At 40.9% G+C, this 23,901-nt stretch carries 19 protein-coding genes and 1 tRNA gene; 11 read left to right on the top strand and 9 right to left on the bottom strand.

Annotation, left to right across the window (positions count from 1 at the left end; translation table 11 throughout):
• Positions 1 to 41: 41 nt before the first annotated feature.
• Entirely contained in the window at positions 42 to 1,385 is a 1,344-nt protein-coding gene (gene argG, locus HLH16_RS05760; RefSeq protein ID WP_131286580.1) for an argininosuccinate synthase, read from the bottom strand.
• Positions 1,386 to 1,896: 511 nt separating this feature from the next.
• Between argG and lldP the strand changes: the two genes are divergently transcribed.
• From lldP to HLH16_RS05790, 6 genes are all read left to right on the top strand, one after another.
• Positions 1,897 to 3,576 (top strand): L-lactate permease, encoded by a 1,680-nt coding sequence (gene lldP / locus HLH16_RS05765; RefSeq protein ID WP_171528614.1) that lies wholly within the window; start codon positions 1,897 to 1,899, stop codon positions 3,574 to 3,576.
• A gap of 19 nt (positions 3,577 to 3,595) precedes the next feature.
• Entirely contained in the window at positions 3,596 to 4,339 is a 744-nt protein-coding gene (gene lldR, locus HLH16_RS05770; RefSeq protein ID WP_171528615.1) for a transcriptional regulator LldR, read from the top strand.
• Positions 4,340 to 4,342: 3 nt separating this feature from the next.
• Positions 4,343 to 5,497 carry an FMN-dependent L-lactate dehydrogenase LldD gene (gene lldD, locus HLH16_RS05775; protein ID WP_171528616.1) on the top strand — a complete coding sequence of 385 codons (1,155 nt, stop codon included), beginning with the start codon at positions 4,343 to 4,345 and terminating at the stop codon, positions 5,495 to 5,497.
• A gap of 419 nt (positions 5,498 to 5,916) precedes the next feature.
• Positions 5,917 to 7,614, top strand: a complete 1,698-nt coding sequence (gene dld, locus HLH16_RS05780) for a D-lactate dehydrogenase (RefSeq protein ID WP_171528617.1) — start codon at positions 5,917 to 5,919, stop codon at positions 7,612 to 7,614.
• A gap of 170 nt (positions 7,615 to 7,784) precedes the next feature.
• Positions 7,785 to 9,818, top strand: coding sequence for an NADPH-dependent 2,4-dienoyl-CoA reductase (locus HLH16_RS05785; RefSeq protein ID WP_171528618.1), 2,034 nt, complete (start codon positions 7,785 to 7,787; stop codon positions 9,816 to 9,818).
• 97 nt (positions 9,819 to 9,915) lie between these two features.
• A tRNA-Ser gene (locus HLH16_RS05790) sits at positions 9,916 to 10,005 on the top strand.
• Positions 10,006 to 10,179: 174 nt separating this feature from the next.
• On the opposite strand, the gene HLH16_RS05795 is transcribed toward HLH16_RS05790, so the two are convergent.
• The 3 genes from HLH16_RS05795 to HLH16_RS05805 all read right to left on the bottom strand — a co-directional run bounded on the left by HLH16_RS05795 (position 10,180) and on the right by HLH16_RS05805 (position 13,666).
• A complete protein-coding gene (locus tag HLH16_RS05795) occupies positions 10,180 to 11,151 on the bottom strand; it encodes a methyltransferase (RefSeq protein WP_171528619.1) in 972 nt (323 codons plus the stop codon).
• A gap of 348 nt (positions 11,152 to 11,499) precedes the next feature.
• Positions 11,500 to 12,198 (bottom strand): pirin family protein, encoded by a 699-nt coding sequence (locus HLH16_RS05800; RefSeq protein WP_171528620.1) that lies wholly within the window; start codon positions 12,196 to 12,198, stop codon positions 11,500 to 11,502.
• 232 nt (positions 12,199 to 12,430) lie between these two features.
• Positions 12,431 to 13,666: a L,D-transpeptidase family protein gene (locus HLH16_RS05805; RefSeq protein WP_171528621.1), complete on the bottom strand. Its 1,236-nt coding sequence runs from the start codon at positions 13,664 to 13,666 to the stop codon at positions 12,431 to 12,433.
• A 204-nt stretch (positions 13,667 to 13,870) separates the two neighbouring features.
• Here HLH16_RS05805 and hemE point away from each other — a divergent pair, with 204 nt between their 5' ends.
• From hemE to HLH16_RS05830, 5 genes are all read left to right on the top strand, one after another.
• Positions 13,871 to 14,941 (top strand): uroporphyrinogen decarboxylase, encoded by a 1,071-nt coding sequence (hemE, locus tag HLH16_RS05810; protein ID WP_131286558.1) that lies wholly within the window; start codon positions 13,871 to 13,873, stop codon positions 14,939 to 14,941.
• A 39-nt stretch (positions 14,942 to 14,980) separates the two neighbouring features.
• A complete protein-coding gene (locus tag HLH16_RS05815) occupies positions 14,981 to 15,781 on the top strand; it encodes a DUF817 family protein (protein WP_171458767.1) in 801 nt (266 codons plus the stop codon).
• A gap of 147 nt (positions 15,782 to 15,928) precedes the next feature.
• Complete coding sequence (locus HLH16_RS05820; protein ID WP_131286554.1) at positions 15,929 to 16,399, top strand: DUF3015 family protein; 471 nt, start codon at positions 15,929 to 15,931, stop codon at positions 16,397 to 16,399.
• Positions 16,400 to 16,470: 71 nt separating this feature from the next.
• Entirely contained in the window at positions 16,471 to 18,357 is a 1,887-nt protein-coding gene (locus HLH16_RS05825) for an Lnb N-terminal periplasmic domain-containing protein (protein WP_131286552.1), read from the top strand.
• A gap of 139 nt (positions 18,358 to 18,496) precedes the next feature.
• The gene (locus HLH16_RS05830) at positions 18,497 to 19,906 is read left to right on the top strand and encodes a diguanylate cyclase (RefSeq protein ID WP_131286550.1); all 1,410 of its coding nucleotides are present in this window, start codon (positions 18,497 to 18,499) and stop codon (positions 19,904 to 19,906) included.
• A 302-nt stretch (positions 19,907 to 20,208) separates the two neighbouring features.
• Here HLH16_RS05830 and HLH16_RS05835 read toward each other — a convergent pair whose 3' ends face one another.
• The 5 genes from HLH16_RS05835 to trpD form a co-directional block, all read right to left on the bottom strand.
• Positions 20,209 to 20,568: a cupin domain-containing protein gene (locus HLH16_RS05835; protein ID WP_131286548.1), complete on the bottom strand. Its 360-nt coding sequence runs from the start codon at positions 20,566 to 20,568 to the stop codon at positions 20,209 to 20,211.
• A gap of 97 nt (positions 20,569 to 20,665) precedes the next feature.
• Positions 20,666 to 21,214 carry a GTP cyclohydrolase I FolE gene (gene folE / locus HLH16_RS05840; RefSeq protein WP_171458766.1) on the bottom strand — a complete coding sequence of 183 codons (549 nt, stop codon included), beginning with the start codon at positions 21,212 to 21,214 and terminating at the stop codon, positions 20,666 to 20,668.
• Between the two features lie 94 nt (positions 21,215 to 21,308).
• The gene (locus HLH16_RS05845) at positions 21,309 to 21,995 is read right to left on the bottom strand and encodes a Smr/MutS family protein (protein WP_171528622.1); all 687 of its coding nucleotides are present in this window, start codon (positions 21,993 to 21,995) and stop codon (positions 21,309 to 21,311) included.
• Between the two features lie 15 nt (positions 21,996 to 22,010).
• Positions 22,011 to 22,817 carry an indole-3-glycerol phosphate synthase TrpC gene (gene trpC, locus HLH16_RS05850; RefSeq protein ID WP_131286542.1) on the bottom strand — a complete coding sequence of 269 codons (807 nt, stop codon included), beginning with the start codon at positions 22,815 to 22,817 and terminating at the stop codon, positions 22,011 to 22,013.
• Positions 22,818 to 22,838: 21 nt separating this feature from the next.
• Positions 22,839 to 23,885, bottom strand: coding sequence for an anthranilate phosphoribosyltransferase (trpD, locus tag HLH16_RS05855; RefSeq protein ID WP_171528623.1), 1,047 nt, complete (start codon positions 23,883 to 23,885; stop codon positions 22,839 to 22,841).
• Positions 23,886 to 23,901 lie beyond the last annotated feature (16 nt).

Below are 23,901 nucleotides of genomic sequence, written 5' to 3' on the forward strand. Positions count from 1 at the left end.
AAAAAACCGCCATTCAGGCGGTTTTTTGACATCAAACAAAATTATTTGTTTTTGTCTTTTAATTGAGGCACTGCAGAGCTTGTACCCACAGCAAGAAGACCTGCGTTGGTATAGATGCCAAGTTTCGCACGTGTATCTGTAATGTCCAGGTTACGCATGGTTAACTGACCAATACGGTCCATAGGCGTAAACATAGAATCACCTTTCTCCATCGTCAAACGCTCAGCTTCATAAGTGAGGTTTTCAGATTCAGTGTTCATGATGGTGAAGTCATTACCACGACGAAGTTCTAAAGTCACAGTACCTGTGATTGCTTTAGCAACCCAACGTTGAGCAGTTTCACGAAGCATTAATGCTTGAGAATCGAACCAGCGACCTTGGTACAATAAACGACCTAAACGTAAACCGTTGATACGGTATTGTTCAATGGTGTCTTCGTTATGAATTCCCGTTACAAGACGTTCGTAAGTGATATGAAGTAGCGCCATACCTGGTGCTTCATAGATCCCACGAGATTTCGCTTCGATGATACGGTTTTCAATTTGATCCGACATCCCTAGACCATGACGACCACCGATACGGTTCGCTTCAAGAATCAATTCAACCGGATTGTCAAAACGTTGGCCGTTCAATGCAACTGGTGTACCTTCTTCAAAAGTCACAGATACAAGTTCAGGTTTGACCTCAACTTCTTCTTTCCAGAATGCAACGCCCATGATTGGGTCTACGATTTTGATACCGGCATCAAGATACTCAAGATCTTTGGCTTCGTGAGTCGCACCCAACATGTTTGAGTCAGTTGAGTAAGCTTTCTCTTTTGACATTTTATAGTCAAAGCCGTTGTCGATTAAGAATTGCGACATTTCGGCACGACCACCTAACTCGTCAATAAACGTTTGGTCTAACCAAGGTTTATAGATTTTAAGGTTCGGGTTAGTCAGCAAACCATAACGGTAGAAACGCTCAATGTCGTTACCCTTATAAGTTGAACCATCACCCCAGATGTTTACGTCGTCTTCTTTCATTGCGGTAACAAGCATGGTACCTGTTACTGCACGACCCAATGGAGTCGTATTGAAATAAGGAACACCACCAGTGCTGATATGGAATGCGCCACATTGAATTGCAGCAATACCTTCAAGTGCAAGCTGTAAACGGCAGTCAACCAAACGCGCTTTTACTGCGCCATACGCTTCAGCTTTCTTAGGAATTGCATCGTAGTCATCTTCATCAGGTTGACCTAAATTTGCTGTATAAGCATAAGGTTCTGCGCCTTTTTGTTTCATCCACAAAAGGGCAGCTGAAGTATCTAGACCACCAGAGAAGGCAATACCTACTTTTTTGCCTACGGGTACATTCTGCAAGATTGTTGCATTATCAGTCATTGCTAGTCCTAACTATTTTGAAATAGGCACCACGTATATTGGTGGCCAAGGAGAATTTTGAATGAAGATATTGTAACACCTTTCAAAGCGCAAGTTTTTGCAAAAAAAAAGCAAAATTCAAAAAATCGCTAAAATTTTATTCAATTCATTTAAAAAATAAATAAAGATAAATCAGCTTTAAAAGCTGAATATGGCTGAATTTATCGCGAGCATAAGACCAAAGTTATAGGTGAATAATTCAATTTTATTAAATCTATGAATTTAAATTAAATTTGTAAATTGAAAAAAATCAAAATACCTTAAAAATGAGAATAAATTAATCAAAAATTCATTAAATTGGTCATACCAATATTGTTTATTAAATTAACTATTGATCTTTATTTCGACATTAATTAGCATAATTAGTTATGAAAGATCTCTGTTGGTCTGGATTTAATTAAATTGGTCATACCAAAGCTGTTTGTAGGGATGATCAAAGCTCGATATTAAGTCGCTTAAGCATTTCAAGGAGATGAAAATGCTTCAACAATGGCAACAAATTTATGATCCTATGGGCAATATCTGGATCTCAAGCGCGATTGCACTGATTCCCATTGTATTTTTCTTTCTCGCACTGGCGGTGTTTCGGATGAAGGGCAGTGTGGCGGGAACCATTACCGTCGCTCTCGCATTCTTGGTTTCATTATTTTTATATGATATGCCATTGCCGATGGCGCTTTCATCGATGGTTTATGGCTTCTTTTATGGTCTTTGGCCGATTGCCTGGATCATTATTGGCGCAGTTTTCCTCTACAAGGTTTCAGTGAAAACGGGTCAGTTTGACATCATCCGTTCTTCAATTTTATCGATTACTGAAGACCAGCGTTTACAAATGCTGTTGGTTGGTTTTGCATTCGGTACCTTTTTGGAAGGTGCAGCAGGCTTTGGTGCACCGGTCGCAATTACCGCGGCATTATTGGTTGGGCTTGGCTTTAAACCTTTATATGCAGCAGGGCTGTGTTTGATTGTAAATACTGCGCCTGTGGCATTTGGTGCAATGGGGATTCCAATCATTGTTGCAGGTCAGGTTTCAGGTGTGGATACCTTTGAAATTAGCCAAATGGTCGGTCGTCAATTGCCCATTATGGTACCAATTGTGTTGATCTGGATCATGGCAATTATGGATGGCTGGCGCGGTGTCAAAGAAACCTGGCCTGCGATTTTAGTCGGTGGTGGTTCTTTTGCACTGGCTCAATATTTAACATCGAATTTTGTTGGTCCTGAATTACCCGATATTACCGCTGCGATTGCTTCATTGGTGAGTTTGACTGTATTACTGAAATTTTGGCAGCCAAAACATATTTTCCGTTTTGAAAATGAAGATCAGGGCAATTTAAACAGTAATGTAAATATAGACCTGAGCAATCAACCGAAATATTCCTTGGGTCAAATTGCCAAAGCATGGTCTCCATTTGCAGTCTTAACGGCGATGGTCACGGTGTGGAGTATCAAACCGTTTAAAGATTTATTTGCTAAAGATGGTGCGCTCAGTGATTTGGTGATTTCGATTAAAGTGCCTTATTTGCACCAATTGATTCAAAAATTACCGCCTGTAGTGCCTGAAGCGAAAGATTACGATGCCATTTATAAATTTGATTGGCTCTCTGCGACAGGGACGGCAATCATGATTGCTGCAGTCATTACCATCATTTATTTAAAAATGAAGCCGAAAGAAGCAGTGGTAACTTTCGCTGAAACAGTCAATGAGTTGAAAACCCCGATTTATTCGATTGGTATGGTGTTGGCTTTTGCATTTATTGCCAACTATTCAGGTTTATCTGCGACTTTGGCATTGGCACTGGCACATACCGGTCAGGCATTTACTTTCTTCTCGCCATTTTTGGGTTGGGTCGGGGTATTTCTCACAGGTTCAGATACTTCTGCAAATGCATTGTTCTCAGCTCTGCAAGCAACCACGGCTCAGCAAATTGGGGTGCCGGAAGTCTTACTGGTGGCTGCCAATACCAGTGGTGGTGTCACAGGTAAAATGATTTCGCCTCAATCCATCGCCATCGCATGTGCGGCTGTGGGTCTTGTGGGCAAAGAATCAGATTTATTCCGATTTACGGTAAAACATAGTATTAGCTTTACAGTCATGATTGGTATTATCGTGACATTACAAGCTTATGTATTCCCGTGGATGATTCCGTAATTACGGACAAGGAAAATAAATGAAAGTCTCCGACCAAGTTGTACAACGCTTACGCTTATTGATCGAACAAAGCAATATGCAAGTCGGAGCACGTTTGCCTGCAGAACGTAAACTCTGTGAGCAATTGGGTGTGTCGCGAAGTTCTTTACGCGAAGCGATTCAACAATTGAGCAGTATCGGTATTTTGTTGAGTAAAGCCGGTGCGGGGACCTATTTACAGCAGCTTCCCGCAACGTGGTCACAGCACCAAATTGTAGAACCCCTGTCAAACTTGATGCATCAAGACCCTGAGTATCGTTTTGATGTGCAAGAAGCGCGCATGGTGCTTGAGGGTGGAACGGCCTGGTATGCGGCACAGCGTGCTACGCCAGCAGATTTAGAAAATATTCGTCAATGCTATGAACAGATCAATCATTTTCAGTCGCTCGGTGATGATGCTCAAGCGGCTATTGCGGATGCTAAATTTCATCTGGCAATTGCAGAAGCTTCACACAATTTGGTGTTGATTCAGATGATGCGTGGTCTGTTCGATTTATTGCAATACAACGTGATGCTCGGTCGACGCAAAGTCTATACCGCACCACGCCATTTTGAACAGTTGCATGATCAGCACTTACAAGTGATGAATGCAATTGTAGGTCAAGACCCAGAAGCTGCACGAAAAGCTGTCTGTGGGCATATTGAATTTGTAGTTCAACAGGTACGTTTGATTGATGAAGAAGAAGCTCGTCGTCAGCGTGCGAATCGATTAAATAGGATCTAAGTTATGATTATTTCTTCTGCAAATGACTATCGCGAAGCTGCGAAACGTCGTTTACCGCCATTCTTGTTTCACTACATTGATGGTGGGGCATATGCGGAATATACCTTAAAACGTAATATAGAAGATTTATCAAAAATTGCTTTACGTCAGCGTGTTTTAAACGACATGTCGGAACTAAGCTTAGAAACCAAATTATTCAATGAAACCTTGTCGATGCCTGTGGCTTTATCGCCAGTAGGATTGACCGGGATGTATGCACGCCGTGGCGAAGTCCAAGCCGCAGTAGCAGCTGATCAAAAAGGCATTCCTTTTACCTTGTCGACGGTTTCAGTCTGTCCGATTGAAGAAGTAGCACCTGCCATCCAGCGTCCAATGTGGTTCCAGCTGTATGTGTTACGTGACCGTGGCTTTATGAAAAATGCCTTGGAACGTGCCAAAGCTGCAGGCTGTTCAACCCTTGTATTTACCGTGGATATGCCAGTACCCGGTGCACGTTACCGTGATGCCCATTCAGGCATGAGTGGTCCAAATGCTGCAATGCGTCGTTATATGCAATCCTGCTTACATCCGCAATGGGCTTGGGATGTCGGTTTGCATGGCCGTCCACATGACCTAGGTAATATTTCAAAATATTTAGGCAAACCGACTGGGCTTGAAGATTATATTGGCTGGTTGGGCAATAACTTTGATCCGTCTATTTCGTGGAAAGATTTGGAGTGGATTCGTGAGTTCTGGGATGGACCGATGGTCATCAAAGGTATTTTAGATCCTGAAGATGCCAAAGATGCGGTGCGTTTTGGCGCCGATGGTATTGTGGTGTCAAATCATGGGGGGCGTCAGTTGGATGGTGTTTTATCCAGTGCCCGTGCTTTACCTCCGATTGCCGATGCTGTGAAAGGCGAGATTAAAATTCTGGCCGATTCCGGTATCCGTAACGGTTTAGATGTGGTTCGTATGTTGGCGATGGGTGCGGATACCTGCATGTTGGGACGTGCCTTTGTTTATGCGCTAGGTGCAGCAGGTGGTGCCGGTGTTTCGAATCTACTCGATCTGATTGATAAAGAAATGCGTGTAGCCATGACGCTAACAGGTGCAAAAACAATTGCAGATATTACTTCTGATTGTTTGGTGAAGCTGGATAAAGAGTTGGCTGAGTGATTTGTTTAATCCCTCTAATTGAGCAGCCGTGATTTGAGAATAATGGATATTATTTGATCAATATTGAAAAGTCTCTTCTCTTGTGCAACAGCGTTGCTCATCCTTTTAAAAAAGGGAAATGGAAATTTTTTAATGTATTACTCGACGGAGTCTTACTGCTTATAAGGCAACTAGCAGTAGCTCATACCTTACTTTTCTTTCGGGAAAAGTAAGCAAAACCATTTGTCTTTTGTTGAACTCGTCAACTGGCAAAACTTAATCCATCTCTCGCAGAAACAAAACGTGTCAGATTTCAGCCTGCCTCGAACAGCAACAAAAGACATTGCCGGGTATCAATTTTTGTTATTTATATCAGTCTTAAATTTATTTGTTGAGTTGTAGGTAGTAACTGATCAATAAATTTATAAAGGGTTTGAACGATGTCTACTCCATTCGCTTCTCAACATACCATTCAAAACCTCATCGCTATTGTCGGCAAGCAACATGTATTGACGGATGACAATGATACCCGTTTATACCGTCAAGGTCGTCGCTATGGTTCAGGGCAAGTGCTTGCCGTTGTTGCACCCGGATCTTTAGTTGAACAATGGCAAGTTTTGCAAACTGCTATTCAGGCAAATTGTATTGTGATTATGCAGGCTGCCAATACCGGACTCACCGGTGGATCGACCCCTTTTGGCGATGATTATGATCGTCCAGTCATTCTGATGAGCACACGTCGTTTAGCAGGTATTCAAGTCATTAATGACGGTAAACAAGTCATTTGCTTACCCGGTGCAACCCTAGACAAACTTGAAAAGGAACTTGCGCCTTTTAATCGTGAACCGCATTCAGTGATTGGTTCTTCCTGTATTGGAGCCTCGGTTTTAGGTGGGGTGTGTAATAATTCGGGTGGAGCTTTGGTTCGTCGTGGACCTGCCTATACCGAACTTGCACTGTATGCGCGGGTAAATGAATATGGGCAACTGGAACTGGTCAATCATTTAGGTGTAAATCTAGGCTCAACACCAGAAGAAATTTTATCCAAATTAGAACATCAGCAATATCAAAATGATGATATTCAGCATGATTCTAGTTGTTGTGCTTCAGATCGGCATTATGCCCATGACGTCACTCAGGTCGATGAAGATACTCCGGCACGATTTAATGCCGATCCATCCCGTTTGTTTGAAGCTTCTGGTTCGGCAGGTAAAGTTTGTGTTTTCGCTGTGCGTCTGGATACTTTTGAAAAAATTCCCAGTCAGGTCTTTTATGTCGGAACCAATAACCAAGATGATTTAACCGCTATTCGCCGTTTCCTGTTAACCGATTTACCACGCTTGCCAATTGCAGGCGAATATATTCACCGTGTGGCTTATGATATTGGTGCTGAATACGGCAAAGATACTTTCATGTTCATTGAAAAGTTCGGGACTGCCAAAGTGCCCGCCGCTTTTGCCATGAAAGATAAAGTCGATGGCTACTTGGAAAAAGTAGGCATGAAAGGATTGTCAGATAAAGTTCTGCAAATGGTGAGCAAATTTTTACCCTCGCATTTGCCAAAACGAATGAATGAATTTCGTGATTTGTATGAACACCATCTGGTGTTGCGTATCGAGAATCAGGATGTTGCGCAAGTTGAGCAATTTTTAAAACAATATTTTTCATCTCACATCACTGGAAATTATTTCCTCTGTGATGAAGATGAAGGCCGTAAAGCCTTTCTGCACCGTTTTGCCGTTGCTGGCGCCGCGATCCGTTATCGTGATACGCATCGCAGTGAAGTGGAAGATATTGTGGCCTTGGATATTGCCTTACGCCGTAATGACCGTGAATGGATAGAAACTTTGCCTAAGGAAATGGATGATCTGATTATTCATAAACTGTATTACGGTCATTTTTTATGTCATGTGTTCCATCAGGATTATATTGTGAAAAAAGGGGTGGACCCAATCGCAATGGAACATCAAATGTGGCATTTATTAGATGAACGTGGCGCAGAATATCCGGCAGAGCATAATGTTGGACATTTATATGTAGCCAAACCGGCTTTAAAACATCATTATCAAAAGCTGGATCCGACCAATAGTTTCAATGTCGGCATTGGTCATACCTCTAAATTAAAACATTGGCATTGATGGCTCAGATCAAAATAATTTTTTAAAAGGTGTGGTTTTTAAACTGCACCTTTTTTTTGCTGAATTGACTGTTTCGTCAGACAATGTTGAAAAGATGTCATAAACAAAATGCTAAAAATAGGTAAAGTAGGATGCAACAAGTTGCAAAGCCAATAAATTAAGGATTCATCATGACAACAAGCTATGCAAATATTTTAAAACCACTACATTTAGGCTTTACGACCATTAAAAACCGTGTCGTGATGGGTTCTATGCATACAGGTCTGGAAGATCGTTTTTATAATTATCCAAAACTTGCGGCATATTTTGGGGAGCGTGCAAAAGGTGGCGTGGGTCTGATTATCACCGGGGGAATTTCGCCGAACCGTCAGGGTTGGTTGCTGCCTGCAGGCGGTACCATGAACAACTTGGGTGATGTGGCACCACATCGTTTAGTCACGCATGCTGTGCATAAGCATGGCGCAAAAATTTTGATGCAAATTCTGCATTCTGGTCGTTATGGCTATCAACCATTTGTGGTTTCTGCCAGTCCAATTAAATCGCCTATTTCACCGTTTAAACCACGTCAAATGAGTGAAAAACAAATTCTCGATACCATTGAGGATTATGCACATACCGCCAGCATTGCCAAAAAATCCGGTTATGATGGTGTGGAAATCATGGGCTCTGAAGGTTATTTGCTGAATCAATTTTTAAGCCGTCATGTCAATCAGCGTACTGACCGCTGGGGTGGTGACATTGAAAACCGCATACGTTTTGCCGTTGACATTGTCAAAGCCATCCGTGAAAAAATCGGTGAAAATTTTATTATCTGTTTCCGTTTGTCGATGCTGGATCTGGTGCATGACGGCAATACCATGGGTGAAGTGATTACCGTTGCAAAAGCACTGGAAGAAGCAGGGGTTACCTTGCTCAATACAGGTATAGGCTGGCATGAAGCACGTATTCCGACCATTGTCACTTCGGTACCGCGAGCTGCATTTGCCGATTACACCGCAGAAGTGAAAAAACATGTGGCAATTCCTGTGATTGCATCTAACCGTATTAATATGCCGGAAACCGCCGAAGCCATTTTGGCGGCTGGAAAAGCAGATATGGTGCAAATGGCACGACCACTTTTGGCCGATGCCTTTTGGGTCAGTAAAACTGCGACTAATCGGGTTGATGAAATTAATACCTGTATTGCCTGTAACCAAGCCTGTTTAGATCATACTTTTAAAAATAAACGAGCAACCTGTCTGGTCAATCCTCGGGCTGCTTATGAAACTGAACTGGTTTACTTAAAAACCAAAGTACCTAAAAAGATTGCTGTTATTGGTGGTGGTGTGGCAGGAATGTCTGCTGCGACAGTAGCGGCAAGTCGTGGTCATAAGGTCACTTTATTTGAAGCAGCAACTGAGGTCGGTGGGCAATTTAATTTAGCCAAAGTCGTTCCAGGTAAGGAGGAATTTCACGAAACCATTCGTTATTTTAAAGTCCAGATTGAAAAAACAGGCGTAGAGCTTCGATTAAATACCAAAGTGAATCGTGAACAACTGGAACGTGAAGGTTTTGATGAAGTCATTGTTGCAACAGGGGTTGTACCTCGCAGTTTAAAGATTGAAGGCAGTGATGCACCACAAGTTTTGTCTTATGCAGAAGTATTGCGTGGGGCTGCTGTAGGTCATAAAGTTGCTGTCATTGGTGCAGGGGGGATTGGATTTGATGTTTCTGAATTTTTGTTGAGACCTGAACATCAGCCTCAACCGCAACCATTAGCAGACTGGCAACGTGAGTGGGGGATTGACCCAAATCCGAATTATATCTCTGAAGGTGGCATGCAGGCGGCTGAAGTCGATCATCCGGTACGTGAAATTTATTTATTGCAACGTAAGACTACGCCGTTGGGTATTGGATTAGGCAAAACCACAGGTTGGGTGCATCGTGCACAATTGAAAAAACATGCTGTGAAGATGTTACGTGGTGTGCGATATAAATCCATTACCAATGAAGGCTTATGGATTGAAACCAATGGCTATGACCAACTTTTACGGGTAGATACTGTAGTCGTGTGTGCAGGACAGGAGTCAGTGAAAGACATTATGCCAAAGGAAGATGAATTTACCTTGGCGAATTATCATATTATTGGTGGTGCAAAACTGGCAGTAGAGCTGGATGCGAAGCGTGCGATCCGTGAAGGTGCTGAATTAGCAGCCAAATTATGATTTTTTGAGTTGAGTTGGTGAAACAATATTCATTTGAATGGTTTAGTTGTAATTTTTACTTGTCAGTTTTTAAAAAGATCCGTATTATGGCCCACATGGAAGCGTGGCAGAGCGGTTTAATGCACCGGTCTTGAAAACCGACGAGGGTGTGAGTCCTCCGTGAGTTCGAATCTCACCGCTTCCGCCAAATTCAAAAGCCCCTGTGAAAACAGGGGCTTTTTTAATGTCTGTAATTTTAATTGTACAAAAATGAATACGATAAATAAAAAAGAACCGGATAAAACTCGTGGAAAAAATTAAATAAATCATTTATTTTTTTGGGTAATTTTGAATTTTAAATATTTTGGTAACACAGCACTTCTTAACGCATCATTTCCAACTTCACCAAAACCAAAGCAATCCGTTCAATATGCTGATAAGCAGGCTGATCCAATTCTTCTCCAAAAACATCTGGATCAATTTCTTCGTAAGACCAATTTACATTTGATTCAGACTCCATCAACTTTTCAAGCTCTTCTAAGAATGGATTACTGTCTGGCCGGATAGCCACCCCAGTATATAAAAACAGACAACCTTGAGGATTAAGCCTTGGAAGTCCTTCTTTTACAATATTAAATGACAATTCATTGCCATCTAACTCATTACCACCGTGACGATATTGACGTTGATCTGCGTCTATTAAATAGGGAGGATTGGCAAAAATAAGGTCAAATGTTCCTTCAAGATGGCCAAATAAATTGCTGTAGACTGGAAAGATATTGTCTAAACCTGTAAAGCTCGCATTGATTTGACTATACAACAACGCTTTCGGATTAAGATCAGCCACCATCATTTCATTAAAATTTGGATAATGTTTGGCAATGCTAATCGCGGCAGCTGAAGTGCCGCAGCACAATTCTAAACCTCGCTTGAATGGCTGAGTTTTACCTGCCAAATATTGTTTTAAATGATAAACAAAGCGATAAGTATCGGGTCCAAAAAAAACCGCGTCATGTTGAATGGTGGGGAAACTGGAATGAATAAATAGTTCATTATCTAGCGATGCAACTCGTACATGACTGAACCACTGACCATCGTGGAAATGAATAAGTCGATTTTCTTTTAAAATTGCAAAAAGTTCAGGTTCGAGATCCTTTTCTGCACAGGCTAAATTCCAGCCGAATATATCCCGAAGGGTAATATCTTTACTTTTTGTGTTGTTGTTTCGGTTCAGAATCCGTTGATGGGAAAGCGGGGTAATGACCGTAAAGTGATAGTCTCGTTGTTTTAAAAAATTCAATAAAAAAAGCAAAGCGTGTTGTTGGCTTGTTTGAGCATCTAAAATCTGATTCATATGGATTTTCTCTTCTGATTATTAAAAATAAATTTAAAGTCTTTTGACCTGATTTAAGCATTTGCAAAGCAATGACCGATCGGCCTTTATTAATTAAAGCAAGCTTATAGATCTGGTGATTTAAAAATAGATAAGAGGATATTCCTCTAAAAGGCGGTTTTTTTGAGTAAAGATATGCTGCTTATTGGTTTAATTTGTATTTTTTATATATATAGATGCAAGAAAATATAACGATAATTAGAGTGAATAAACTATTCATTTTATTTTTTGATATTCACTTTCTGAAGCTACATTGAGATGACTATTTTGCAATAATCATCTCAAGTCGAGATTTATCAATACACAGTATTAATTTTTAACCTTCGGTAAATCAAACCAGATAAATTGACTGTCTTCCAAGGCTTTAATTTCATTATTTTCTGTAAAAAGTAGCGCATCGCCAGCTTTCACAATTTGATCTTCAATCTGGATTGTCCCTGAAATGACATGTATATAATTGACTTGCTGGGTGGCTTCAACAGGAAGCAGGTGATCTTTTTCCAAGACCGCAGTTTTTACTTCAGCTTGTTGGCGAATATGCATAGGCGCATTGTTATTTGGTCCAGCAATTAAATGCCACTGATTCGGTTGGTCATGTGGATTACACTGAATTTGTTGATAAGTGGGTTCTGCATCTTGCACATCAGGGTGAATCCAAATTTGCAACATATGAACAGGGGTATCGCCATTGTTCATTTCACTATGTTGAACCCCTGTACCTGCGCTCATGAGTTGCCATTCACCTGCACTAATATGCCGTTCATTACCCATGCTATCTTTATGTGAAATCGTGCCATCAAGTACACAGGTTAAGATTTCCATATTTTCATGGGGATGTGTACCAAAACCATTATGCGCAGCGATGGTGTCATCATTTATGACGCGAAGTACACTGACGCCCATATATTTAGGGTTATACCAGCTACCAAAAGAAAAGCTATGTTTGGTGTCTAACCAGCCGGCTTTAACATGACCTCGATTTTCAGCATGATGTAAAAAAGCATTCATCTTTGATGCTCCTTAATTATTTGGAATTAGAATGATAATACCGTGCTATAAAAATGATAAAAATAGTATAAAAGCAACATATCATTCTATTTATGCGACGGTGATTTTTTATTGTCAATATTCATAAAATGTAAAATAGATCACATTATGAGTAATTTTAAAATAAATGGCATTTTATTTTTTGTAAAAAAAGCCCACATAAATGCAGGCTCGTTAATCATCAATATTTTGATTATTCTAGGAATTTAACGGTTACGCCAGATTTCACTTTTTTACCCAAGTCGTTGGCATCCCAGTTGGTTAAACGGATACACCCATGCGATGCAGTTTTAGAAATTGCAGATGGGTTGGGTGTACCGTGAATACCAAATGATTTTTTACTTAAACCAATCCAGATATTGCCGACTGGAGCATTTGGACCTGGTGGTAAAGAAAGTGGTTTAGTGTTGTTTCCTTGCAGAAAGTTACTTGGTGAGTAGCTATACCAAGGATTTGGTGCTACACCGGTGACTTTATAAGTCCCCGTTGGAGAAGGCGTGTCCGAACTACCAATGGTCGCAGGGAATGAACCAATCATTTGATTGCGGCTGTTAAATAGGTAAAGTTGTTTCGCACCTTTATGCGCAACGATCAGATGAATATCTTCCGGTACTTCGTTACGGATATTGGCAACAATGATTTTCTCACCGGCTTTTTTGAAAGTTACTTTAGGATTTAACTTTTTCAAAAAGTCTTCATCCATATGGAACTTTTCACCCAGCATTTCGGTCACACGAGTGTAATACAAGCCTTTCATTTTGGCTTGCAAGGCATAATCGTGTGGAATAGATGCAGCATAAGGACCTTTCAGGTCAGCATCGGTAATTGTGTATTCAATAAATGCAGGTTTAGAACCTTGTTTAGCAATTAAAGCCTCCCAGGTTTCTTGGGTTAAAATACCTGTCGGTTTAATGCCATTGATTTGCTGGAATGACGCAATCGCTTTCAGGGTATTTTTACCACTTGAACCATCAATCGCGCCTGGTGAAGCATGAGCATTATTTAACATGACATGGGCACGAGCATAAACAGGAAACTGACCTTTCCCAATATTTTCATACCATTCGGCATTATTCAGGCCATCCAAGGTCCATGATGCTTTGGCGGCAGCAGCACTAGAACTGGTTGTGGTCGTTGGTGTTTTTGTTGTTGGTGCCACACCGATTGCAGCAGTATCATCTTCAGTTTCTTTAAGATCTTCTAAGGTTTGCGACGCCTTATTCAAGTCTCGCTGTTCTTGTTGTGTAATATGGGTTTCAGTGCTTTGAGCGCTTGATGCTGGCTCGGTTGCAAGTGGATCAATCGGATCTTGAACTGCAGTATCAGCAATCTTTTTGGGATTTAAAGGCTGTTCAGCAGTAGATGCGGCAAACGCTGTACCCGCCAAAATGCAACTTAAACTCATAGCGAGCAATGTGCGAACGAACATGTAATTCAACCTTAAAAATTATTCATTAACAATTTGATAAAACTACACAAGTATTGCAGAAAAAATGAGGAGATGCAGTATTTGTTTTGTGTAAAAATTATTTTACATTTCCCGTGATTGCTTTTTAGATGCGAGAGAAGTTACTAAATTTTCGGGCTTTTTGTTATGATGGTTCGAAGATTAAAAAATGAGATGGGAAAGTAAATGACGACTCTAAAAAACGATCGTTTTCTACGTGCCTTATTGCGTGAGCCAGTAGATACCACACCAGTTTGGATGATGCGTCAAGCCGGGCGTTATTTGCCTGAATATCGCGAAACACGTGCCAAAGCGGGTGATTTCCTTTCCTTGTGCAAAAATAATGATTTTGCATGTGAAGTCACTTTGCAACCTTTGCGTCGTTATGACCTGGATGCAGCTATTCTGTTTTCAGATATTTTAACTGTGCCGGATGCTTTGGGGCTAGGTCTGTATTTTGAAGCGGGTGAAGGTCCGAAGTTCCATAAAACCATTCGTACTGAACAAGATGTAGCGAATTTACCCAACTTCAATGCCAAATCTGATTTAGATTATGTGATGAATGCTGTAACCACCATTCGTTCAGCCTTGGGTGGGCAAGTTCCCTTGATTGGTTTTTCGGGCAGTCCCTGGACGCTTGCAACCTATATGGTTGAAGGCGGATCAAGTAAGGATTTCCGTTACACCAAAAATATGATGTATGCCCAACCCGAAGTATTACATGCCTTGCTTGATCGATTGGCTATCGCCGTGATTGATTATTTAAATGCGCAAATTGATGCCGGTGCACAAGCGATACAGATTTTTGACAGTTGGGGTGGAGCACTTGGACACCGTGAATATATCGAATTTTCATTGAACTACATGCAGAAAATTGTTGCAGGTTTAAAACGTGAAAATGAAGGTCGTCAAGTGCCGGTGATTTTATTTACCAAAGGTGGCGGTCAGTGGATCGAACCGATGCTGGCAACGGGTGCAGATGCCTTAGGTCTGGATTGGACCACACCATTGAATGTGGCACGTCAAACAGTCAATGGTCGTGCCGCGTTGCAAGGTAATTTGGATCCAGCCACTTTATATGGCACACCAGCATCTATTGAAAAAGCAACCAAAGCCATGCTTGACGATGCTTATGCGGGTGGTGAAAAAACCGGTTATATCGCCAACTTGGGTCATGGTATTACCCAATGGGTCGATCCTGCGAATCCTAAAGTATTTATTGATACCGTGCATGAATATAGCGCCAAATATCTTTAAGTGCGTGTGAGTAAACTCATTTTTTAGGATTCAACCTTGATCAGTCTTTTTAAATCATGTTTTGAGTTCTCATTTAAGGCAGCTTCGGCTGCCTTATTTGGAATTTTACTCCTGATTGCTTTTGTATTTACCGCATCCATGGGAAGCCAGGAGTTTTACGGTTTTTTTCGTTATGACTACTTATTGTTTTATGCCTTAATTATTCAAGTTTGCTTGCTGTATTTAAAACTGGAATCATGGCCAGAAGCTAAAGTCATTGCCTTGTTTCATATTATGGCGATAGTCATGGAAATTTTTCTGACTCATCCGCAAATCGCTTCATGGCAGTATCCACAGCCTGCAATCTTCAAAATTTTGACCGTGCCATTATTCGCTGGATTTATGTATTCAGCAGTAGGCAGTTTTTTTGCTCGCTCATTAAGGCTGTATCAGGTGTCGTTTGAGAAGCTCCCCAATTTTCTTAACATGATGGCTTTGGCAGTACTTTCTTATATTAATTTTATGAGCAAATTTTTTGTTCCAGATATTCGCTATTTGCTCTTTGCATGGAGCGTCATTATTTTCTGGAAAACCAAAATTCGCTTTCAGCTACAGCAACATCAGATACAACTCCCCATGTTACCCGTACTCATGATTCTAGCGTTCATCATTTGGATTGCGGAAAATATCAGTACTTTTTATAAAATTTGGCTCTATCCGAGTCAGGTTAATGCCTGGCATATGGTGGGGTGGGGCAAGTTGGGTTCTTGGTATTTATTACTGCTTTTGAGCCTGGTTTTGGTGTTGAATATACTGGGAAATCGTAGTGAACAAGGTATTTGGAAGCTAAAAAATAAATAATTTCAATTGCTTGGTTGGTGGTCGATATCTTTAGTGTAAATTGTTTTGCGTTATCAGAAAGATGCCGTTATCTTACAGAGGTGTAATAAAACTTACACAATTGGGAATAATTACAAACACTCGGATAATAAATTCTGGAGAATAACCATGTTGAAAAAATTAGCTTTAGCTGCAGTTGTAGCACTCGGTTCTACAGCAGCATTTGCGGATAGAGATGCCGGTTGTGGTATCGGTTCTCAAGTCTGGGCAGGTCAATCGGGTAAGGTGCCTAAAATTCTTGCTGCAACCACCAATGGTCTTTTTGCGAACCAGTTATTCGGTATTACTTTTGGTACGCTAGGTTGTAGTGGTACAGGTACAGTGACTGCACAGGCGGTGACGTTTACCAATGAAAATGCTGAATCCTTAGCGCGTGACATGGCGGTAGGTCAGGGTGAAAGCTTAAATGTCCTTGCTGAACTTCTAAACATTAAATCTCAAGATAAAGCCCGTTTCTTTGCGGTATCTAAACAAAACTTCTCTGAAATTTATTCAGCAGAAAATCAAGACTCTTTACAAGTTCTTGCATCTTTACAAGCAGTTATGGCTAAAGATGAAGTGCTTAAAGCATACGTATAATGGTTGAGCACAAAACCCTGTCATTTTGACAGGGTTTTTCTGATTGAATAAATGATAAATAAAAGATTTGAATGAAACCGATTGCGTTAGTTTTTGTTTTAATGTCCTCACCTGTTGCCTATTCAGCAACTAGTTCCCAAACTGCTCAACCTTATATAGAAGATGCGGAACAGCAAAAACTGGACCAAGACATCACTTGGCAAAGGTTAATGTATGCCAATGAAAAAGCTCAAAGTGAAGTCAATTATTCAGGCTATTTCTTATCAAATGATGGGAAGAAAGATTTAAAGCAAGAGTTACACGCCAATATCCAAGCGCTATTCCAATCTGCAGAACCGAATCAGTCGGTTCGTTGTCGCTTTCCTGCACGTAGTCATTGGTTGATGCAGCAATTGCATATTCAAGAACAGCAATTACCTACAGTGACTTGTCCAGAACTGGATGATTGGATTGGACAAATTAAACCCTATAAAGCGACGCTGATTTACGCGACCGACTTTATGGGTAATCCAAGTTCGATGTTTGGGCATACCTTATTGCGCTTAGATCCGAAAGATCAAAAGCAACTCAATTTAGTTTCGTATGCGGTTAATTATGCAGCAACAGTGACGAGTGGTGAAGGTTGGTCTTTTGCCTGGAATGGCTTAACAGGGCAATACCCCGGTGAATATTCCTTAATGCCGTATTACCGTAAGGTGAAAGAATATGGTGACTTGGAGAGCCGTGATTTGTGGGAATATGAACTCAACTTAAGTCCCGACGAAACCCGATTTTTAGTCGAACATATTTGGGAAATGAAACATGTGACTTTTCCCTATTATTTCGTCAGTGATAACTGTGCTTATCGTTTATTGGGTTTGATTGATCTGGTTCGTCCAACGCTTAATTTAAAACAACAATTTAAAGTGGCATCAATTCCTGTTGAAACAATTAAAGCCATTGAGCAGCAAGGCTTGGTCAAAGATACAGTCTATCGTCCTGCCTTGGAAACCCAGTTATTATCACAAGTAAGACAGCATGGTAAAACTTTAGCCAAGGTGGCACATCAGCTCGCTTTTGTTGAAATAAAAGACATGCCGACGATTTTAGAACAGTATCAGGGACGAGATCGCGCCAAAATTTTAGAAATGGCCTATGACGACTTATATCTTCAGTTTATTGGACATAAAGTTGAACCGAGTTTTGCACAGCCACGCTTACGTCAATTATTGAGTTTGCGCAGTCAAATTGATTTGGAAAAACAGCGCCAAGAACCTGTACGACCGAAAGTTGACCCAACGCAAGCGCATGATGCGCGTTATTTTTCGGTCAATATGGGCGAAGTGCAGGGTGAGAAATTTATCGAGTTGGGACACCGTCAGGCTTATCACGACCTGATTGATCCGCAAGGGGGCTTCCGAACGGGTACCCAGTTATTGTTTTGGGAGGGTTCAATTCAATATCGTGAAGATGAGTTAAAGCTGAATCATTTCGACTTTCTTTCGGTGAATTCCTATAACCCGATTACGCCGTTTAAAACACCACTGAGTTGGGGTTTTAATTTGGGATGGCAGCAAGAAGCATTAGAGCAGGGTGGGCAATTTAGTGAATATAAGCAACATGGCGTAGCCAATTTAAAAGTGCAAATGGGCTATAGCTATGCCGATCAAGCGCGTGAACATTTATGTTATGCGCAAATTCAAAATCATATTCAAGCCGGCAAGGCATTGGATCATGGCTGGCGTTTCGGAATGGGACCTACCTTAGGCTGTCAGAACATTTGGTCAGATAAAATTAATTCTTTAATTCAAGTAGAGTTGCCGTATTGGCAAGACTCTCAGCAATGGCAATTGCGGTTAAATACTCAACTGCAATATGTATTGAATCCTCAGAATGCTATTCGTTTCAATTGGCAATATCAACAACAAGACAGCAAAGACTGGATGAAAACCAGTGCGGGATATGTGCGATTTTTTTAGAGTAAAATTTCTAATAAATGCAGGTTTTTCCTCATTATTTATATAAAAAAATTATGCGTTCACAAAGTAATTTTTATCATTATTTGTTATATTAATAAGGTAATTATCTCCCTTTTAAAAAGCGCTTGGAATCAATTGTATGAATAATGAATGTATGGCCATGCTGGCTGAGCAATGGGAACATATATGTCAAAATTATTCATCCGATGATTTACTGCATGCCTTTCAATTTATACAAGATCACTCGCTGATTTTGGTTGAAGAATTTTATAAAAAAATGCTGGTCGAGAAAGAGTCTGCGGAATTTTTTTCAGATGATTTGATTCAACAACGCTTGCTCAACACACTGAATGCTTGGCTGCTTGAGAGCTTTAGTGTCGGCATCAATAAACGCTATAGCGAAGCTGTGCAAAAACAGCACAAGGTGGGTCACGTGCATGCACGTGTGGGCATTCCATCGTGGTTAATCATGCGCGGCATATGTGAGATTGAACGCAAAGTATTTGAACTGGTGGCTCAAAATCCACAACAGGATATGTTCACTGTTTGCAGTTACATTGTCCAAATCATGGGCTTTTCAACTGAAATCATGTGTCGGTCTTATGAATTCAACCTGGAAAAGAATAATGATATAAAACATACCTATCGTTTATTTTCTGCCATGCAAGATGTAGCTTCACAAAAAGACAAGCAACGCAGCTCATTATTAAACTGGGAAAATGAGCTGATGTTTAAGGTGTTCTCAGATGAGCTTAAATTTACTCATCCGTTGCTGTCAAAATCTGAATTTGGCTTATGGTTTATCCATAAAGCCGCTTATGCATTTACTGGTTCTGAGCAGGTTTCGGTCATTATTGATCGTATTTACCAGATTGATCTGCTGAGTCAGCAGGTTTTAAATGCGATCGAAAAAGATAAAGCCATTCAGTTGATTCAGGATATTCGTGAAAATAATAGAGAGATTCAGCATCTGGTCGATCAGCTTTTTCAGGTGGCTGACTATATCGACTCGGGCAGCGATTCCCTCACTCAACTGCTCAATCGCCGTTATTTAAATACCATTGTTTCGCGTGAAATTAATTTTTCCCGTAAAAACAATACTCCATTGTCATTGCTCGCGATTGATGCAGACTTCTTTAAAAGAATTAATGATAAATTTGGACATGCAGCTGGTGACTTGGCTTTACAGTTTATTGGTGAAGTGTTGCTGGAATCAGTTCAGGGCAGTGATTATGCCTTCCGTGTGGGTGGGGAAGAGTTTTTATTGCTGTTGGTGGATAGTGATTTAGGCAGAGCGCAAGAAATTGCAGAAAATATTCGTAGGTGCATTCAGGAAACCACTATTCGCACCACCATGGGAAGTAGTTTTAATTTTACAGTCAGTATCGGATGTGCACTTTACGATGGTCATCCAGATTATCAAAAATTCCTGGATACGGCAGATACAGCACTGTATGCAGCCAAAAATAGCGGTCGAAATCGTGTCTATCTGGCTCAAAACGAGTTGCAGGTTGCTGTTGCTAACACCCCAGAGTCTGTACAACTCTAACAAAAACATTAAATATTGGACTGCTTCATCCAGTCTTGGATTTTTTGTTTTTGCACTACGTATTCGGGATGGGCTTTGGCTTCATCCCATTTGTAAAAAAATGCATGCCATATCAGCACAGACAAAATCATTCTATTGTAAATAGTCTAAGAAAAACTGATCAATTTTTTCGCAATTAATCTACGATAGATAGCGAGCGAGGAGAGAAGGGTTCCAGTAATGACATATACTGAACCTATAAGTTCGCTACTATTTTAAAATTTTTATAAAAACATAAAAGGAAAAACCTGTATCCACAGGTTTTAGGCTTCCACTACGACAAAATATTTTCTAACGGCTTCAACCACTTCAAATTTTCCAGTAAAGCCGGGCGGGATAATGCCAGCTTCACCCGCTTTAATTTCGACAAAATTCTGCGTGTTGGCATCATGCAAGCGTACCAGACCTTCAATCACTTGAAAGAATTCCTGTTTGTTGGCCGCAAATTGAATATTCCATGCACCCACTTCACAGGTCCAGATACCACAGTTCATATTGGGATGCTCATATAAACTTTGGGTCATACGTTTAGGATTGCCTGCAACCAGACGATCGGGACGGGGATAATCAATCGTTACTTCACTCTGAGTTAAACCGTGACCTGCTAACCAAATAGATGACATGATTGATCCTTAAAGTTAAAAGTTGCATAAATGCAAAAAGTTAAAGCCTATATAAAAAAGCCCCGAACAATCGGGGCTTTTTAAAAGCTGAAAGATCTTAAAGACTTTCAGGTAAAGCTGTCAAGAATTCACGACGTTCATCTTTATTGGTTTTGAAATCACCGACAAAAGAAACCGTACGGGTGGTGGATTCCTGTTTCCCCACACCGCGCATCATCATACACATATGTGCAGAATCAATCATCACCGCAACACCGCGTGCTTTAGTCACTTCAGCCACAGCTTCAGCAATCTGTTGAGTCAGGTTTTCCTGAATCTGTAAACGACGCGCAAACATTTCAGTAATGCGGGCAAATTTAGATAAACCTAAAACATTGCCTTCAGGTAAATAAGCAATATGCACACGACCGTAGAAAGGCAATAAATGGTGTTCGCATAAAGAATAGAATTCAATATTCTTGACTAAAACCATTTCACGGTTGTCAGAAGGGAAGACCGCATTATTGGTCACTTCTTCTAAAGTTTTGCTATATCCAGACGTTAAATACGAAAAAGCTTTAGCAGCACGCATTGGCGTATCTTTAAGACCAGGACGATTAAGATCTTCACCAACGGCAGTTAAAATGTTGGCGTAGGATTGCTGCATAGACATAAGACGTGTTCACTTACACTGATATCGAACAAGGACGGCATTGTAGCAGAAAACCGCTACAATGCCGTGTTTTGGGGAAAAATTCCGATTACTGTTTAAATTTAGGGTTTTTTTCGCTTCGTTTTAGCAAGACTAAAACTGCACCCGTGCCCCCTTGTTTTTCAGGTGCACTGACAAACGCCAAAACATCACGGTGCTGACGAAGCCAGCCATTGACATAAGTTTTTAAAATGGCTTCCGGACCTTTGCCGTGCACAATTTTAATGACATTCTGATTTTCATCTTTGGCCATTTGAATAATCTGTAACACCGCAGCTCGCGCATCTTCAACCGTACAGCCATGCAGGTCAACTGCTTCAAACCAGCGCAGGTTACCGGCTTTTAAATCTTCAAAAACTTTGTGCTGTAAAGTGGCAATGCGATAGCTTAATGTAGCTTGACTGGCTACCGGATTCAGCATGGCTTGGGTGTCAGAAAGCTCTGCATTGTCTATTTGCATTGGGCCAGTGGCTGAAGCACGTTTCGCTAAAGTTTGTGCATCCATTTTTTTCTTTTTGTCTTTTTCAATCTTTGCAATATTACTGGTGTCCATTTTTTTGACACCTTGCATCGACTTTTGGAACAAATCGAAATCATCTTCCTGTTCTTGCTGGGCCTGAGCTTTAGGCTCAGGTTGTTTGGCAATGGCAGTTGAATGCGGATTGGTCATTTGCTTTTTAAAAGATTTCAGCAAGTTGTACTGATCTTTCGAAAGCGAAGAATCATGTTTACTCATAATCTTAATTATTCATCAAACAGTTTCAGGCTGACCAAATAATGCGGTGAATGCATGATCTGGACGAGGCTGTTTCATAAAACTTTCACCCACAAGGAAGGCATGAATGTCATGCTGTTGCATCATGTGGACATCATTCGGGGTAGCAATACCACTTTCAGTCACCAGTAAACGTGAAGGCTCAAGTAGTTTTTTCAAACGAAGTGATGTATTTAAATCGACATCAAAGGTTTTTAAATTACGGTTATTCACGCCTAAGAGACAACGCTCTGAAAGTCTCAGTGCACGTTCAAGCTCAGCTTCATCATGCACTTCAACCAGAACATCTAGATTGTGTTCAAAGGCGGTTTTCGACATTTCTTCCAGTTGCTGGTCAGACAGACAGGCCACAATCAGAAGAATACAGTCTGCATGCAAGGCACGTGCTTCAATGACACCATAAGGATCAATCAGGAAATCCTTACGTAGTGCTGGAAGGGCACAGTGCTGACGAGCAATCGAAATATTTTCATCTGCACCTTGGAAAAAATCCACATCAGTTAATACTGATAAACAGGCTGCGCCCGCTTGCTCATATTGCTGGGCAATTTCAGCAGGATTAAAGTTTTCCCGAATCACGCCTTTAGACGGAGAGGCTTTTTTAATTTCAGCAATTACACCTGGACGTTTGCTTAACAGGCTTTGCGCGAAACCACGCACCGGTGTTGCTGCCTGCGCCAGTTCTTCAACATCTTTATAACTATGTTGTTTTAAACGTACAGCAAATTCGACCTGTTTACGGTCAACAATTTTACCTAAAATGGTATTTGCGATATCTAGCATGACAATATTTCCTATCTAGCCTTAAGCTTCGTATTCTTTGAGTGTTTTGGTGAATTCAGACAAAACACTCATTTTTTCTAAAGCTTGTCCGCCATAAATAATGTCATGTGCCAGTGCCACACCTTGTTTATAGCTTGTGGTTAAGCCGGAGACATAAATGCCTGCACCTGCATTGAGTGCAATCATGTTGGCCGCTTTTTCACCTTTTGCCGATTTTTTCTTGCCTAAAGCATCTTTAATTAAAGCCAAACTTTCAGCTGAATCTTCAACAATTAAACCGGTTAAAGTCTGTGATTCAATGTCGACATCTTCAGGGTTAATCATCCATTCGGTGATTTCACCATCTTTGAGCTCAGCGACATAGGTTGAAGAAGCCAGACTGATTTCATCCAAACCATCTTTGGAATGAACTACCATGACATGCTCAGCACCGAGTTGTTTCATGACTTCGGCAATCGGGCGACACAATTCATTGCTGAATACACCAATCACAAAACGCTTTACGCCAGCAGGGTTGGTGAGTGGACCAAGCAGGTTGAAAATACTGCGGAAGCCCAATTCTTTACGTGGACCCGCTGCATATTTCATGGCTTTGTGATGATTCGGAGCAAACAAGAAACCGACGCCCATTTCACGAATACAGCGTTCAGTTTGTTGCATGTTTAAATCAAGATTAATGCCTGCTTGCTCAAGCAAGTCCGATGAACCTGATTTGGTTGAAACACCACGGTTACCGTGTTTGGCAATGGTTGCACCCGCAGCTGCAATCACAAAGGCAGAGGCAGTAGACACATTAAACAGGTTTTGACCGTCACCGCCAGTACCGACGATATCAACTAAATATTGAATATCGCTAACATCAATTTTAATCGCAAATTCACGCATCACGCGAGCAGCTGCGGTAATTTCGTCAATGCTTTCGCCTTTTAAGCGTAAGCCCATCATCAGCGCACCAATTTGTGCATCGGTTGCCTCACCCGACATGATGCTGCGCATCACAGCTTCCATTTGAGGCTGGGTCAGGTGAATCTGTTTGGTAATATTATTTAAAGCTTGTTGAATGTTCATTATTTTCGTTACGCTC

The sequence above is a fragment of the Acinetobacter sp. ANC 5378 genome (assembly GCF_013004315.1).
In the GTDB taxonomy this organism is placed as follows: domain Bacteria; phylum Pseudomonadota; class Gammaproteobacteria; order Pseudomonadales; family Moraxellaceae; genus Acinetobacter.

Coding starts and splice junctions, on each gene's coding strand:
- HLH16_RS05845 (WP_171528622.1), bottom strand. CDS start 21,995: ATGAGTAAACATGATTCTTCGCTTTCGAAAGATCAGTACAACTTGCTG.
- HLH16_RS05835 (WP_131286548.1), bottom strand. CDS start 20,568: ATGTCATCTATTTGGTTAGCAGGTCACGGTTTAACTCAGAGTGAAGTA.
- HLH16_RS05820 (WP_131286554.1), top strand. CDS start 15,929: ATGTTGAAAAAATTAGCTTTAGCTGCAGTTGTAGCACTCGGTTCTACA.
- lldR (WP_171528615.1), top strand. CDS start 3,596: ATGAAAGTCTCCGACCAAGTTGTACAACGCTTACGCTTATTGATCGAA.
- trpC (WP_131286542.1), bottom strand. CDS start 22,817: ATGCTAGATATCGCAAATACCATTTTAGGTAAAATTGTTGACCGTAAA.
- HLH16_RS05800 (WP_171528620.1), bottom strand. CDS start 12,198: ATGAATGCTTTTTTACATCATGCTGAAAATCGAGGTCATGTTAAAGCC.
- argG (WP_131286580.1), bottom strand. CDS start 1,385: ATGACTGATAATGCAACAATCTTGCAGAATGTACCCGTAGGCAAAAAA.
- HLH16_RS05795 (WP_171528619.1), bottom strand. CDS start 11,151: ATGAATCAGATTTTAGATGCTCAAACAAGCCAACAACACGCTTTGCTT.
- lldP (WP_171528614.1), top strand. CDS start 1,897: ATGAAAATGCTTCAACAATGGCAACAAATTTATGATCCTATGGGCAAT.
- HLH16_RS05805 (WP_171528621.1), bottom strand. CDS start 13,666: ATGTTCGTTCGCACATTGCTCGCTATGAGTTTAAGTTGCATTTTGGCG.
- HLH16_RS05830 (WP_131286550.1), top strand. CDS start 18,497: ATGAATAATGAATGTATGGCCATGCTGGCTGAGCAATGGGAACATATA.
- lldD (WP_171528616.1), top strand. CDS start 4,343: ATGATTATTTCTTCTGCAAATGACTATCGCGAAGCTGCGAAACGTCGT.
- folE (WP_171458766.1), bottom strand. CDS start 21,214: ATGCAGCAATCCTACGCCAACATTTTAACTGCCGTTGGTGAAGATCTT.
- HLH16_RS05825 (WP_131286552.1), top strand. CDS start 16,471: ATGAAACCGATTGCGTTAGTTTTTGTTTTAATGTCCTCACCTGTTGCC.
- trpD (WP_171528623.1), bottom strand. CDS start 23,885: ATGAACATTCAACAAGCTTTAAATAATATTACCAAACAGATTCACCTG.
- dld (WP_171528617.1), top strand. CDS start 5,917: ATGTCTACTCCATTCGCTTCTCAACATACCATTCAAAACCTCATCGCT.
- hemE (WP_131286558.1), top strand. CDS start 13,871: ATGACGACTCTAAAAAACGATCGTTTTCTACGTGCCTTATTGCGTGAG.
- HLH16_RS05785 (WP_171528618.1), top strand. CDS start 7,785: ATGACAACAAGCTATGCAAATATTTTAAAACCACTACATTTAGGCTTT.